This is a genomic window from Pseudomonas sp. B5(2017) (genome assembly GCF_002112825.1).
Lineage (GTDB): Bacteria > Pseudomonadota > Gammaproteobacteria > Pseudomonadales > Pseudomonadaceae > Aquipseudomonas > Aquipseudomonas putida_Z.
The window spans coordinates 135,110-149,726 of the sequence record NZ_NEIR01000010.1 but is presented as its reverse complement, the minus strand read 5'-3'; the positions used below and the strand labels follow the sequence as shown (position 1 = coordinate 149,726).

The following is a 14,617-nucleotide window of genomic DNA, read 5'->3' as shown; positions in this document are numbered from 1 at the left end:
GGATTTGTTTAGAAACACATTCCTCGCATTTGGGTTGGCACAGCCGTTGCTCCAGCCCCAGAAACGGGCAAAACGCCACTGATGGCTGAAAGCCATAAGGCCGCGAGCGAGGCATAAGGCAATGAAAACACCTGCCGTGATCAACCCTGCCAGGCATGCATTCCAGCTGTCCACCCTCACCACGCTGATGCTCGGCCTCGGGCTGGTCACGGCTACCGCCGCTCCCCTCGACGACAACAGCATGCCACCGCCGACCGACCCGTCGGCCTACACCGACCAGCCAGCCGATCCGACCCAGCCCTTGCTCGACCTGTACAGCATGCCAGACGCCAACCGAGGCTCACTCGAGTTGACTAATGGCGTGTACGGCAACCGCGACACGGTACGCGCCAACAACGTGTTGCCACCGGCCCTGCAAACCGACAACAAATACCCCACCAACGGCAAGCCCAGCCCGCTGTTCGGGGCGCTGCCGTTTACTCAGCAGTTACTACTGTTCGAGGAATTCGGCACGGAAAAACTCGACCCCACGTTGCCGCCGCCCGCCCTGACCTTCCCGGTGCCCACCCTGGGCGCAGCACCGGCGCAGGACCCTGACGTGGTGGCCCGCAGCGGGCCCAGCGGCACCGCCCTGGAAGCCTTCCTCAAACAGCCGGGCCTGTACCCGTTCCCGACCCAGTTCTCCAACGTGCTCGACCGCAACCCGTGGAAGGCGCAGATCGAGATGTTCCTCAACCGCCAGCCGGTCGGCTCGCCAGCAGAAGGCCGGCCACCAGGAAAAGGCTGGTCGCACCAGCGCTGGAACGAGTTCTACCCGCAGGCGGGGTTCAAGACCGCCCAGGCTGGTGCACGCATCAACCTCGGCCTGCGTGACCGCAAGCAACTGCACAACTATGCGGTCGGCGAGTTCGCCCCGGGTGGCCTGTACTACCAGACCTCCGACATCCCGACCACGCTGGGCACCACCAAGGGTATCGACACCCGCTTCCACCCGAAAATGCCGCTGCAGAATCACAAGTCAATGTGGACCTTCGACGGCACCTTCCCGCCCAAGCTGCTGATGGTGCGCTATGGCCAGCCGATCCTGATGCGCCACTACAACGCCTTGCCGATCGACCCTTCGGCCAACAACGGCTTTGGCCTGCACACCCTCTCGACCCACGAGCACAACGGCCACTCACCGGCCGAGAGCGACGGCTTTGCCAACGCCTACTTCTTCCCAGGGCAGTACTACGATTACCGCTGGCCGTTGCAACTGGCTGGTTACGACACCATCAACACCCGCGCCCAGGACCCGCGCGCGGCGTTCCCCTGCTCGCCGGGTGAAACCCTGTTCGTCAATGACGCCTCGCCAGGCCTGAAAACCTGCCAGAACGGCAGCATCAAGATTCGTGGTGACTGGCGCGAAACCATGAGCACTCACTGGTTCCACGACCACATGATGGATTTCACGGCGCAGAACGTCTACAAAGGCAACGCCACCATGATGAACTATTACAGCGCCCTGGACCGCGGCAACGAGGCGCTGCAGGATGGCGTCAACCTGCGCTTCCCCAGTGGTTCGGGCATGCCGTGGGGCAACCGCGACTACGACGTCAACCTGGTGATCGCCGACAAAGCCTGGGATGCCAACGGACAGTTGTGGTTCAACCCGTTCAACACCGATGGCTTCCTCGGCGACCAGATCCTGGTCAACTGGCAGTACCGGCCCACGCTCAAGGTACGCGCGCGCAGCTACCGCTTCCGTATCCTCAACGGCTCGGTGTCGCGCTACTTCAAGTTCGCCGTGGTGCGTGAAATTGCCGGTACCAGTGGCGAGTTCAAAGGCCCGACCGGCTCCAACCTGTCGTATGCGCGGGTGCCGTTCCACATGATCGCCAACGACGGCAACATCATGGAACACACCGTGCCGTTCGACGGGACGATGGACCTCAACGGTGACGGCAACCTGCAGGACAACAACGGCATCCTGCCGCTGCAAGGCATCGCCGAGCGCTACGACATCATCATCAACTTCGCCAAGAACGGCATCAAGGTCGGCGACAAGCTGTACTTCGTCAACCTCGAGGAGCACCAGAGCGGCAAGGGTCCGGAAGGCGCCATCTCGCTGGCCGATGTGCTGTCGGACAAGTACAAGCCAGTGATCAAGCAGACCAGCAAAGGCCCCCGCTGGGAAAACGGCGACCCGGGGATCGGCAAGTTCCTGCAGCTTGTGGTACAGCCCTACAGCGGCCAGGACCTGAGCATGAACCCGGCAGCCTATGAACCAGCCAAACCGGGCAAGGCTGAAGGCCTGAGGATGCTACCGCTGCCGATCGACCGCAACTCTGCCACTGACCAGGCCAAACTCAAGGCCGCCCGCCACCGCGAGTTCATCTTTGGTCGCTCTGACGGTACCGACACCCAGCCCTGGACCATCAAGACCGATGGCAGCTTTGGCTACAGCATGGACCCACGACGCATCAACGCGGCGCCACAGCTGGCCCAACAGTCCACCGACGGCGGTTTCAGCGGCGACGGCACCCTGGAAGTGTGGAAGATCATCAACGGCGGCAATGGCTGGAGCCACCCGGTGCATGTGCACTTCGAGGAAGGTGTGGTCCTCAGCCGCGACGGTAAGGCACCGCCAGAATGGGAAAAATGGGCGCGCAAGGACGTGTATCGCATCGGGCCGGATATCGATTCTTCGGAAGAGGTGGAAGTGGCGATCCGCTTCCGCGAGTTTGCCGGTACCTACATGGAACACTGCCACAACACTCAGCATGAAGACTCGTCGATGCTGCTGCGCTGGGACCTGGAACACCCAGGCCAGTTCCAGGTGATGCCGACCCCGCTGCCAGGCTGGGATGGCGTGGAGTACGTCGCTTCGGTTGGCCTGCCGACCTTCCGCACCAAAGACCATGACGACGACGACGCGGCCAACAAACCGCCAGTCGCGGCCAACGACAGCGCGGCTACCACGGCCGGCAAGCCGATCACCCTGAACGTGCTGGCCAACGATACCGACCCGGAAGGCAACCTGCCGCTGACCGTCGTCGGCCTCAGCCAGCCGGACTCCGGCCAAGGCAATACCAGCACCGATGGCACCAAGGTGACCTACACCCCGCCGGCCACTGTCACCACGCCGTTCACCGCCAGCTTCAACTACTCGGCGCGTGACGCCAAGGGCGCCGAATCGGTGGCACCGGCCACGGTCAGCATCGCGGTAGGCTCGGCAGCGGTGGTCGACCAGATCCAGGTCACCAGTGCCACGGTACAGGTGCTCAGCAGCAACCGTTTCACCTGGGAAATTGCTGGCACTACCTCGGTGGCCATGGGCAACAGCATCACGGTGACCGCGGCCACTACCGGCGGCCCGGTGAACCTGGGCACCGCCACGATGACCGCCACGGGCAGCGGTGCCAGCTGGCGGTTGGTGGCAACCACCTCCGGCTACGGCCCGGCCACGCCGGCGACAGTGGCCGTGAAGTCGGCGCTGGGGCAGAGCGTGACCGCGCCAGTCAGATACAAGTGAGGGTAAAGCGGGGGCCGCCATGCGGCCCATCGCCGGCAAGCCATGTGCAGTCCCTGTGGGAGCTGGCTTGCCGGCGATGGGCTGCATGGCAGCCCCGATCCCGTTATCGACGAGGACCGCATCATGTCCGGCTCATGGCGTTTCCTGCTGGTGCTCTCGCTGTTCGCCGCCAGCATCCCGTTCTGGCCGCTGCAACCGCCGCAACCCGTGGCCGAGGAAGCTGCAACGCCCTGGGGTGCCGACTACTTCCCCAACATCCCGCTGCTCACCCAGGACGGCGAAAAAGTGCATTTCTTCGACGACCTGATCAAGGACAAGGTGGTCGCCATCAACTTCATCTTCACCGGCTGCTCCGATTCCTGCCCGGTGGAAACCGCCCGCCTGCGCCAGGTGCAGAAAATCCTCGGTGACCGGGTCGGCAAAGACATCTTCCTCTACTCCATCAGCATCGACCCCTACAACGACACCCCCGCCACCCTGAAGCGCTACGCCGAAAAGTTCGGTATCGGCCCCGGCTGGACGCTGCTCACCGGCGAGCCAGCCGATATCGAACAATTGCGCCGCAGCCTGGGCCTGTACATCGATGGCCTGGAAAACGGCCGCTCCAAAGACCACAACCTCAGCCTGATCATCGGCAACCAGGCCACCGGCCGCTGGATGAAAGCCTCGCCCTTCGAAAGCCCGTACATCCTCGCCGACCGCCTGGGCAACAGCCTGCACAACTGGAAACAGGCCAGCGCCATGGCCAACGACTACGCGCAGGCTCCCGAGGTGCGCGCCCCCAGCAGTGGCGAGCAGCTGTTCCGTACCCGTTGCTCGTCCTGCCACACCCTGGGCAACGCCGAGCCAGGGCAGCCCGGCATCGGCCCCGACCTGCTGGGCGTGACCCGCCAGCGTGATGCCAACTGGCTGACCCGCTGGCTGAAGGAGCCCGACCTGATGCTGGCCCAGAAAGACCCCTTGGCCATGCTGCTGTACGAACAGTACAACCGCGTGGCCATGCCCAACATGCGCCTGGGCGATGCCGAAGTCAGCGCGCTGATGAGCTACATGGAGGAAGAAACCGCGCGCCTGCAGACGCCCCTGGCCGATAAGGGCAATCCTTAAAGGCAATTAGCCATCAGTCATTAGGCTGTCATCTTACTGTCGTATTTTTTCGACCATCACCCAGGGTCGGGAACTATCAGCAGTGATTCGCCGTTCGCTTTCATCCGCCAGCCTTCTGCGGCTGCTGATCCTGATGCTCTGTGCAGCCACCCTGGCCTTTCTCTGGGGGCTGCACGTTTCGCAGAAGGCCGCCGCCCGCCAGGACGCGCTGTCGGCCAAGGCCGCCGAGCACCTGAACCTGGCCAGTATCGTCGGCGAAAGCCTGCGCCAGCTGGTGGATCGTGCCCAGGCCGTGGGCCGGGTCACCCAGGACGACATGAAGGTGCTGCGCCAGGGTAGCGTCAGCCTGGCGCGGATGCTTGCCGAAGACCCGGTATTCAAGCGCATGAGCCTGTACGACCGGCAAGGCCGGCTGTTGTCGGCCAGCCATGCCGAAGAAGCCGCCGAACTGCCCGAAGACTGGCTGCGCCAGTTGCAACGGCACGTTGCCCGCTACGGCTTCAAACCGTTCCTGCCCAGCGTGCAGCCCCCCGGCCAACCGGCCACCCTGCCCAACTGGCACCTGCCCTTCCTGCTGCCGCTGACCAACCTGCCCGGCCGCGAAATCGACAATATCCTGGTGGTGCAGCTGGACATCGGCTACCTGGCGGTGCTGCTACAGCACATCGACTTGGGCAGCAGCGGGCTGGTGCGCCTGTTGCAGGATGACGGCCTGGAGCGGTTGCGCATCGATAGCAGCGGCGTGGTGGTGGCCGGCGACGCCCTACTGCCCGGGCTGCCGGACAGCGGCAGTGAAGCAGGCATGCTGACCCAGTACGCGGCCGGCGACCCGTACCAGAGCCTGTACCGGCGCCTGCCCGAGCGGGGTTTCAGCGTGGTGGTCAGCCAGCGCCAGGACGAAATCCTCGCGCCGTCGACACTGGCCTATTCCCGGCAGTTCTGGCTGAACCTGAGCATGACCCTGATGATCCTCGCCAGCCTGCTGTGGACCTTGCGCCTGTTGCGCAAGCGCCAGGAGGCCTTCAACGCGCTGGAACAGGCCCAGCAGGTCAACCAGCAGTTGATCGGCCGCCTCGAGGACGAACACCGGCGCAGCAGCCATGCCGCGGCTACCGACCACCTCAGCGGCCTGCACAACCGGCGCCAGTTCGTCGAGGTGGCCAGCCAGGCGCTGACCCGGCAACGCGGCAAGCGCCGGCTGATGGCGATCCTGTTCATCGACATGGACCGTTTCAAGTCGATCAACGACTCGCTCGGGCACAAGATCGGCGACCTGCTGCTGCAGGCCGTGGCCGGGCGTATCCAGCGCCTGCTGGAGCCAGGCGACGAGGCTTCGCGCTTTGGTGGCGACGAGTTCGTGGTGCTGCTGGCCGGCGAGCGCAGCGAGGAACAGATCAATGCCTGGGTGCGCGTACTGGTGCAGAAGCTGTCGGCCACCTACGCGCTGGACGGCCAGGAGGTCAACACCAGCCCCAGCGTGGGCGTGAGCATCTGCCCGCGCGATGGCCAGGACATCGACAGCCTGATCCGCAGTGCCGATGCCGCGATGTACTCGGCCAAGCAGGCCGGGCGCGCCCAGTACCGTTTCTTCGACCCGTCGCTGAACCTGGCCGACATCCACGCCTTCACCCTCGAACAGGCCTTCGGCAGCGCCCTGGCCGAGCGCCAGTTCGTGCTGCACTACCAGCCACAGATCCGCCTCGACACCCAGCAGGTGCTGGGCTATGAAGCGCTGGTGCGCTGGGACCACCCCGAGTTCGGTCTGCTGTATCCGGACCGGTTCATTGACCTTGCCGAGCGCAGCGGCTTCATTGTCGAACTGGGCTGGGAGGTGCTGCGCCTGGCCTGCGAGGCCTTGTCGGGTTGGGACGCCCAGGGCCGGGAGACGCGGCTGGCGGTCAATGTATCCGCCCTGCAGCTACGCCAGGCGGACTTCGCTGCACGGCTATTGAGCAAACTGCAGCAGTACGCCATCGCCCCGCAGCGGCTGGAGCTGGAAATCACCGAAACCACCATCCTCGACCCCGAAGGCACGGCGGTGGCGCACCTGCACACCCTGCGCGACGCTGGCCTGGGCATCAGCCTGGACGATTTCGGCCGCGGCTACGCCGGATTCGCCCACCTGCACTCGCTGCCGCTGAGCAAACTGAAGATCGACCGCTCGCTGATTGCGCCGCTGTCCAACAGCCACGACGACAGCCCGATCGTGTCGTCCACCATCATCCTTGCCAAACGCCTGGGCCTGGAAGTGGTGGCCGAAGGCGTGGAAACCCGCGAACAAGTGGTGTGCCTGAAGCTTGCCGGCTGCGATATCGCCCAGGGCTACCACTTCAGCCGGCCGCTGTCGCCGGCGCAGATGCGTGACTACCCGCTCTTCAACGGTGTCGAGGACAAGGCCTGCGTGTAACGCAAGCCAGATCGGGGCTGCTTCGCAGCCCATCGCGACACAAGGCCGCTCCCACAGGTACAGCGCTGGACCTGCAGGCAGCGCAACCCTGTGGGAGCGGCCTTGTGTCGCGAAAGGGGCGCAAAGCGCCCCCGACAATCCCGCCAGCATCGCAGTCAGGACAGGCAACCCATTTCGGTTTATCGTGTGCCCATCATCTACTCGCACCCGCACCATGACCGACATCGAGCGCTACCTCCGCGCCGCCACCCGTGACAACACCCGGCGCAGCTACCAGGCCGCCATCGAGCATTTCGAAACCCACTGGGGCGGTTTTCTGCCGGCCACGGCCGAGAGCATCGCCCGCTACCTGGCCGACCACGCCGACCAGCATGCCGTCAGCACCCTGCGCCAGCGCCTGGCAGCGCTCAGCCAATGGCACGTCGCCCAAGGTTTCCCCGACCCGACCAAGGCGCCGCTGGTGCGCCAGGTGCTACGCGGCATCCGCACCTTGCACCCGACCCCGCCCAGGCAGGCCGCGCCGCTGTTGCTGCAGCACCTGCAAAGCGCAGTGGAATGTTTCGAAGAAGAAGCCCGCCAGGCCCGGGAACAGTATGACCTGGCCACCCTGCGCCGGGCGCGTCGCGACGCTGCGCTGCTGTTGCTGGGTTTCTGGCGCGGTTTTCGGGGTGATGAACTGGCACGCCTGCGCGTGGAACACATCCAGGCCGAGGCTGGTGTCGGCATCACCCTGTTCCTGCCGCGCAGCAAGGGCGACCGCGAGGCCCAGGGCGTACAACACCGCACCCCGGCCCTCAAGGCCTTGTGCCCGGTCATGGCCTACCTGCAATGGCTGGAAGTCGCCGGCATCGCCCATGGGCCGGTGTTCCGCAAGCTCGACCGCTGGGGCAACCTCGGCGACACCGCGCTCAACAGCAACAGCCTGGTCGGCCTGCTGCGGCGCATGCTGGAGCGCGCCGGGGTACCGGCGGCGCTGTATACCGGCCACTCGCTGCGCCGTGGCTTCGCCACCTGGGCCACGGCCAACGGTTGGGAGTTGAAGGCGCTGATGAGCTATGTGGGCTGGAAAGACGCCAAGTCGGCATTGCGCTACATCGACGCGGCGCAACGCTTTGGCGAACTGGCCGTGCTACCGGCCAGCCAGGCTCAAAAGCTCATTCCTTGAAGGTATGCCGGGCGATGCCGCCAATTTCCGGGCTGATGGCATACAGGTCGCCAGCGTCGGGGTAATGGTGCAGGTCTTCGGCACTCATGCCGAAGCGCGCGGTACTGATGAACAAGGTGTTCATCCCCGCCCCGCCGAAGCAGCAACTGGTGGGGCACGGCACTGGCATCAGCACCTGGTCGGTCAGGTGGCCGTTGCTGTCATAGCGCAGCAGGCAACTGCCATGGTACTGGCACACCCACAGGCCGCCTTCGCGGTCCAGCGCAAGGCCGTCCGGGCGCCCCAGTTCGGCAGGGGTTTCGGCAAACAGGGTGACCGCACCAAGCCGGCCTTCGGCCAGGTACCTGGCGCGGTAGATCGAGCGCGCCGCCGAATCGACAAAGTACACCGTGTGGCCATCCTGCGACCAGGCCAGGCCGGTGGGCAACGCCATGTCGTCGTGGATCACCTGGTCGCTCAACTGCCCGTCAAAGCGGAACAGCGCCCCGGTGTTGCCACTCAGGGCATCGTCCATCAGCCCGGTCACGAAGCGGCCCTGCGGGTCGCAGGCGCCGTCGTTGAAACGGTAGGTCGACCGTGGGTGAACCGACACCGAATGCCGGCGCACCCTGCGCAGCGACACGTCGAAAATGGCAACGCTGGCGTCTTCGGTGAAAATCAGGTTGCCTTGGTCGGTCAGCGCCAGCGCGCCGATGCGTGCCGCGGACTCGTAGAGGCATTCGGTTTCGCCATCGGGTGTCAGGCGGTTGATCCGCCCGCCAGAGATATCGACGAAGTACAACGCGCCGCTGCATTCATCCCAGACCAGGCTTTCGCCCAGGTCGGCGCGGGTGTTGGCGACGTTGACTGGCACATGGCTGCATGCCTTGAGGCGGTTACGCAGTTCGCCCACCTCCGCCAGCGTCATGGAACAGGCCAGTCCCAGGCCCTGTGCGGCATCGGTGAAGACCGCAACGTTGTCGTGGAAAGGCTCTGTGACGGGCATTTGCTGGCTACCTTCGATTCTCCTTTCTACGATAACAACAAAAAAATCAATGACTTAATATTAAAAGCATGTAACTTTGATATCTCATGGATATCACCGCCGGTTCACCGGGCCGAAGGACCGCAGGATGATCGAGACACGTTTGCTTCGGCAGTTCGTTGCCGTGGCCGAAGAGCTGCACTTCCACAAGGCCGCCGAGCGCCTGCACATGGCGCAACCACCGCTGAGCCAGGCGATTGGTCGCCTCGAGGACAAGCTCGGTTTCAGCCTGTTCCTGCGCAACAAGCGCGGGGTACGGCTGACTGCTGCGGGCACGGCCTTCCTCGACACCGCCTACCGCACGCTGGCCGAGCTGGAACAGGGCATCGAGTATGCGCGCAATGTGTCCGCCGGCATCTGCGGCAAGCTGGACATCACCGCCATTTCCATCGCTTATTACGAGTCGCTGCTCACCACCTTGCGCCGCTTTCGCGAGGCGTACCCGAACGTGCAGCTGACCATCCGCGAGATGCCATCGGCCTCGCAGGCCAAGGCCCTGCTGGCCGGTGAGGCGGATATCGGCTTCATGCGCAGGTTGCCGTTGCCGGCAGGCACCCTAGAGTCACGTTTGCTGCTCGACGAGCAAATCGTCATGGCCCTGCCCGCCCGCCATGCCAAAGCACGGGAGGGGGCGGTAGACCTGCGCGAGTTCGCCGATGAGGATTTCGTCTTCACCCCGCAAGCCCTGGGCAGCGGCTACCACGCGCAGTTGACGGCGCTGTGCGAGGCGGCGGGTTTCTACCCCAGGGTGGTGCAGGAAGCGGCACAGGTCCACACCCTGCTCGGCCTGGTGGCCTGTGGTTTTGGCGTGGCCCTGGTGCCGGCCTCGTTCATCGGCTCCATACCGCGCGAGCGCGTGCAGTTCCGAGCAATCCTGCCAATCGACGACCAGCCCACCCCGGGCCTGGGCTTGTACATGAAATGGAACGCCCGGAATGCTTCACCGGCGCTGGCCAACTTCATTGCCATGTTCGAGAACCCGGGCGTCGCTGGGCATCAGGGGCACTGTCCAGGAACAGCACCACATAACCCCCTCTCATAGAACGGCACATGACTCATTGAATTAGCAGGGGCCCTGTGGGAGCTGCTGGTCACTGTGTTTGGTATGGATACGATCGCGTTCATACCTGTCCTTCTTGTGTCGCCTGTACTGGCCTCTTCGCGGGTAAACCCGCTCCCACAGGATCACCGCAAATGCTGAATCCGTGCAGTCCCTGTGGGAGCGGCTTTAGCCGCGAACACCGGCGCAGCCGGTGCCATGCACCGCGTTGAATTCTTCGCGGCTAAAGCCGCTCCCACAGGGTACGCGGACCGCTTGCGAATTCAGTTCTCTACGCAACAGCGCAGCCCAAGGGACTCTGCGTTGCGCAGCGCCACAGCCGCCCGATATCACAAGCCCGCGCCCGCAGCAGCTCAGCGGCATTGGCACATGCCTGCTCCAGGCTCATCGGCCCGCTGGCCAGGGCAAAGGCAGCATCGACACCATGGGCATACAGCTGCTGGTAGCCTTCACCCAAGGTCCCGGCCAGCACCACCACCGGCACCCCGTGGCGCTTGGCAACCCGGGCCACGCCCATCGGCGTCTTGCCACGCAAGGTCTGGGCGTCGAAGCGCCCTTCGCCGGTCACCACCAGGGCTGCGCCCTGCACCAAGGCATCCAGGCCGGCCAGTTCGGCCACCACTTCCACTCCAGGGCGGAACTGCGCGCCCATGAATGCCCGGGCCGCAAACCCCATGCCGCCGGCAGCGCCACAGCCAGGGTAGTCCCGCACATCCTCACCCAGCAGCTGCGCACAATGGTCGGCAAAATGCCCCAGGGCCTGGTCCAGCGCCTGCACCTGCTGTGGGTTGGCGCCCTTCTGCGGGCCGAAGATCGCCGAGGCGCCATTGGCGCCACACAGCGGGTTGTCGACGTCTGCTGCGACTTCGAACTGCACCTCAGCCAGGCGCGGGTCGAGGTCGCTGGCATCGATGCGGGCCAGCTTGGCCAAGGCCAGGCCGCCCTCTTCCAGCGCTTGCCCGTCGGCGTCCAGCAGGCGCAGGCCCAGCGCCCGCAACATGCCGCTGCCCGCGTCGTTGGTGGCGCTGCCGCCGATGGCCAGCACTACCCGTTGCGCGCCGGCGGCCAGGGCAGCGGCAATCAGCTCGCCGGTGCCCCAGGTGCTGCTGCGGCAGGCATCGCGCTGGCCTGGCGGCACCAACTGCAGGCCACTGGCCTGGGCCATTTCGATGATCGCCGTGCGGCTTTGCGGCAGCCAGCCCCAGCCCGCCTCCACGCTTTGCCCCAGCGGCCCGCGCACGGTCTGACGACGCAGTTCGCCGTGGCTGGCGGCGAGAATCGCATCCATGGTGCCTTCGCCACCGTCGGCCATCGGGCACTCGACCAGCTCGGCCTCCGGCCAGGCCTCGCCCAGGCCCGTCGCAATGGCGCGGGCGACACCGGCAGCGTCGAGGCTGTCCTTGAACGAGTCGGGGGCAATGACGATCTTCATGGGGTTTCTCCTGTCCTGATGAGCGGCATGCTGACAGGTGGCTGCCAAGGAGGCCTCGGTCAAATGCACAAAACGCCGGGCGGGTTGTTTGGGCAGATGCCTTTCGCCTGCACTGGCCCTATCGCCGGCAAGCCAGCTCCCACAGGTTCAACACAGGCCTGAGAGCAGCATGCATCCTGTGGGAGCTGGCTTGCCGGCGATAGGGCCGGTGCAGGCAGCCCTTCAGTCGGCAGGCAGCAGCTGCAACCCCAGGTACAAGCTAAGCATCCCTTCCATGCGCAGCGGGTCGACTTCGCCCAGCTCGGCAATCCGCTCCAGGCGGTAGCGCAGGCTGTTGCGGTGGATGCCCAGGGCATCGGCACAGGCCTGGCTCTGGCCGTCATGGGCACACCAGGCGCGCAGGGTGGTGAGCAACTGCCCGCTGCTGTCCTTGCTGCGAATGCGCTGCAACGGCTCCAGCAATTCATCCAGCGCATCATCGTTGCGATGCCGCCACAGCAATGCCGGCAACCGGTAGCGCTGCAGGCTGAGCAGGCGCTCGCCGGGCAGTACCTCGCGCCCATAGGCCAACAGGTCGCGCACCCGGCGATAACCCCGGCGCAGTTGCTCCAGGCTTTGCGCGGCACTGCCCAGGGCCAGCCGCTCCACTTCCCAGCCATGGCGCTGCAGGCGTTCCAACAGGCGAGGTAAGTCCAGCACCACGCCCGCCGGGCGACACCACAACAACGACTGGCGGGCCGGGCTTACGCACCAACTGTCCGGGTAGCGGCTCATCAACCATGCCGCCAGGGTTTCGGCGGCTGGCCCCGAGGCCAGTTCGAACAGGCACGGTACCCGTGGCAACTGGGGTTTCAGGCCCAGTTGCCGGGCCTCGTCGAGCAACCGCGGAGAATCGCCGCTGCCGCCCAGCAGCAAGGCCAGCAAATCGTCACAGCGCTGCCGTCGCCATTGCTGGTCGGCCTGCAAATGGCGCTGAGCCAGCAGCATTTCGGCGGTCATGCGCACCAGTTCACCATAGGTACGCACTTGCTGCGGGTCACCGGTCAGGCCGAGTACGCCCATCAATCGGCCATCAAGCATCAGCGGCAGGTTCACCCCGGGCTGCACGCCCTTCAGGCATTTGGCCGCGTCGGTATCCAGCTCGACGATGCGGCCGTTGGCCAGCACCAGTTGCGCGCCCTCGTGGCGGGTGTTGATACGCTCCGGTTCGCCACTGCCGAGGATCAACCCCTGGCTGTCCATGACATTGACGTTGCATGGCAGAATGGCCATCGCGCGGTCAACGATATCCTGCGCCAGGTCATGGTCGAGTTCGAACATTGAACGGTCCTTTGGGTGTCAGGGTTTTGGGCTCGGGCACAGCAGCCCGGTGCAAGTGCTGTGCAAAAGCACAAAGACAGGCACGCCGCAGTCCCCGAGACTCGTCAGGGCGAGCGCCGGAACAGGCGACGCGGCGACAACCATAACAACAGAGAACCCGATCATGGCATACAGCCCCGCCCCTGACCAAGGCACGGACACCAACCGCAACGCGCTGTACCGGCGCATCACCCTGCGGCTGATTCCGTTCATTTTCATCTGCTACCTGTTCAACTACCTGGACCGCGTCAACGTCGGCTTTGCCAAGCTGCAGATGCTCGACGCCCTGAAGTTCAGCGAAACGGTGTACGGCCTTGGCGCCGGCATCTTCTTCATCGGCTATGTGCTCTGCGGCCTGCCGAGCAACCTGGCACTCAACCGCTTCGGCCCGCGGCGCTGGATCGCGCTGATGATGATCGCCTGGGGCAGCCTCTCCACCTGCCTGCTGTTCGTCACCACGCCCACCGAGTTCTACGCCCTGCGCCTGCTGACCGGCGCCGCCGAAGCCGGCTTCTTCCCGGGCGTGGTGCTGTACCTTTCGCGCTGGTTCCCGGCGGCCCGTCGCGGTCGCATCATGGCCCTGTTCATGTCGGCGATCCCGGTTTCGGGCCTGCTCGGCGGGCCGTTCTCAGGCTGGATCCTCCAACACTTCGCCGCCGGCCAGCACGGCCTGGCCGGCTGGCAATGGATGTTCCTGATCCAGGGCCTGCCGACCGTTGCCCTGGGTGTACTAGCGGTGTTCCTGCTCAGTGACGGCTACCAGAAAGCCGCCTGGCTGAGCCCGGCCGAACGCCAGCTGATCGCCGCCGACCTCGAGGCCGATGCCGCCAGCAAGCCGAGCACCACAGGCGACGGCGTGCTCGCCGTGTTGACCAACCCGCTGATCTGGACCTTCGGCTTTGTCTACTTCTGCATCCAGAGCGGTGTGTACGCGATCAACTTCTGGCTGCCGTCGATCATCAAGAACATGGGCTTCGACAACCCGCTGCTGATCGGCTGGCTCAGCGCCATCCCGTACCTGCTGGCCGGCGTGTTCATGATCCTCTGCGGGCGTTCGGCCGACCTGCGCAACGAGCGCCGCTGGCATCTTGTGGTGCCGATGCTGATGGGCGCCATCGGCCTGCTGATCGCGGTGAACTTCGCCGGCAACCCGGCCATCGCCATCCTCGGCCTGTCGATCGCCACCATGGGCGCGCTTACCGGCCTGCCGATGTTCTGGCCGATGCCTACCGCGCTGCTCAGCGCCGGCGCGGCTGTCGCGGGCCTTGCGGTCATAAACTCGGTGGGCCAGATGGCCGGTTTCCTCAGCCCGTACCTGGTCGGCTTCATCAAGGACCAGACCGGCTCGACCGATGCCGCGCTGTATTCGCTGGCGGCGTTGATCGTGCTGGGTAGCCTGGTGGCCTTGCGGGTTACCCGGGCTGGTGCGCTGAGTACTGCAAGGGCCAGTTGAGGCATTCGCGGGTAAACCCGCTCCCACAGGATCACCACCAACTCGAAGATTGTGGGATCCATGTGGGAGCGGGTTCACCCGCGAAGAGGCCAGCCC

The 14,617-nt window shown here is 65.1% G+C and carries 9 protein-coding genes; 6 read left to right on the top strand and 3 right to left on the bottom strand.

Annotated features, from left to right (window positions below):
• The first annotated feature begins 121 nt into the window (after positions 1 to 121).
• The 4 genes from CAG00_RS16650 to CAG00_RS16635 all read left to right on the top strand — a co-directional run bounded on the left by CAG00_RS16650 (position 122) and on the right by CAG00_RS16635 (position 8,193).
• Positions 122 to 3,514 carry an Ig-like domain-containing protein gene (locus tag CAG00_RS16650; protein ID WP_085664816.1) on the top strand — a complete coding sequence of 1,131 codons (3,393 nt, stop codon included), beginning with the start codon at positions 122 to 124 and terminating at the stop codon, positions 3,512 to 3,514.
• Between the two features lie 123 nt (positions 3,515 to 3,637).
• Complete coding sequence (locus tag CAG00_RS16645) at positions 3,638 to 4,621, top strand: SCO family protein (protein WP_085664815.1); 984 nt, start codon at positions 3,638 to 3,640, stop codon at positions 4,619 to 4,621.
• A gap of 82 nt (positions 4,622 to 4,703) precedes the next feature.
• Positions 4,704 to 7,028 carry a bifunctional diguanylate cyclase/phosphodiesterase gene (locus tag CAG00_RS16640; RefSeq protein ID WP_085664814.1) on the top strand — a complete coding sequence of 775 codons (2,325 nt, stop codon included), beginning with the start codon at positions 4,704 to 4,706 and terminating at the stop codon, positions 7,026 to 7,028.
• 214 nt (positions 7,029 to 7,242) lie between these two features.
• Entirely contained in the window at positions 7,243 to 8,193 is a 951-nt protein-coding gene (locus CAG00_RS16635; RefSeq protein WP_085664813.1) for a site-specific integrase, read from the top strand.
• Here the strand turns inward: CAG00_RS16635 and CAG00_RS16630 are convergent.
• Positions 8,183 to 9,100: an SMP-30/gluconolactonase/LRE family protein gene (locus tag CAG00_RS16630; RefSeq protein WP_256579022.1), complete on the bottom strand. Its 918-nt coding sequence runs from the start codon at positions 9,098 to 9,100 to the stop codon at positions 8,183 to 8,185. The two genes, CAG00_RS16635 and CAG00_RS16630, sit on opposite strands and share 11 nt — an antisense overlap.
• 205 nt (positions 9,101 to 9,305) lie before the next feature.
• Between CAG00_RS16630 and CAG00_RS16625 the strand changes: the two genes are divergently transcribed.
• A complete protein-coding gene (locus CAG00_RS16625) occupies positions 9,306 to 10,259 on the top strand; it encodes a LysR substrate-binding domain-containing protein (protein WP_085664811.1) in 954 nt (317 codons plus the stop codon).
• Positions 10,260 to 10,548: 289 nt separating this feature from the next.
• Here the strand turns inward: CAG00_RS16625 and CAG00_RS16620 are convergent, their stop codons facing one another.
• Both CAG00_RS16620 and CAG00_RS16615 read right to left on the bottom strand, forming a co-directional pair.
• Positions 10,549 to 11,709 carry a glycerate kinase gene (locus tag CAG00_RS16620; protein WP_085664810.1) on the bottom strand — a complete coding sequence of 387 codons (1,161 nt, stop codon included), beginning with the start codon at positions 11,707 to 11,709 and terminating at the stop codon, positions 10,549 to 10,551.
• Positions 11,710 to 11,931: 222 nt separating this feature from the next.
• Positions 11,932 to 13,029 carry a sugar diacid recognition domain-containing protein gene (locus CAG00_RS16615; RefSeq protein WP_085664809.1) on the bottom strand — a complete coding sequence of 366 codons (1,098 nt, stop codon included), beginning with the start codon at positions 13,027 to 13,029 and terminating at the stop codon, positions 11,932 to 11,934.
• A 163-nt stretch (positions 13,030 to 13,192) separates the two neighbouring features.
• On the opposite strand from CAG00_RS16615, the gene CAG00_RS16610 reads away from it, so the two are divergent.
• Complete coding sequence (locus CAG00_RS16610; RefSeq protein WP_085664808.1) at positions 13,193 to 14,521, top strand: MFS transporter; 1,329 nt, start codon at positions 13,193 to 13,195, stop codon at positions 14,519 to 14,521.
• The last annotated feature ends 96 nt before the right edge of the window (positions 14,522 to 14,617 follow it).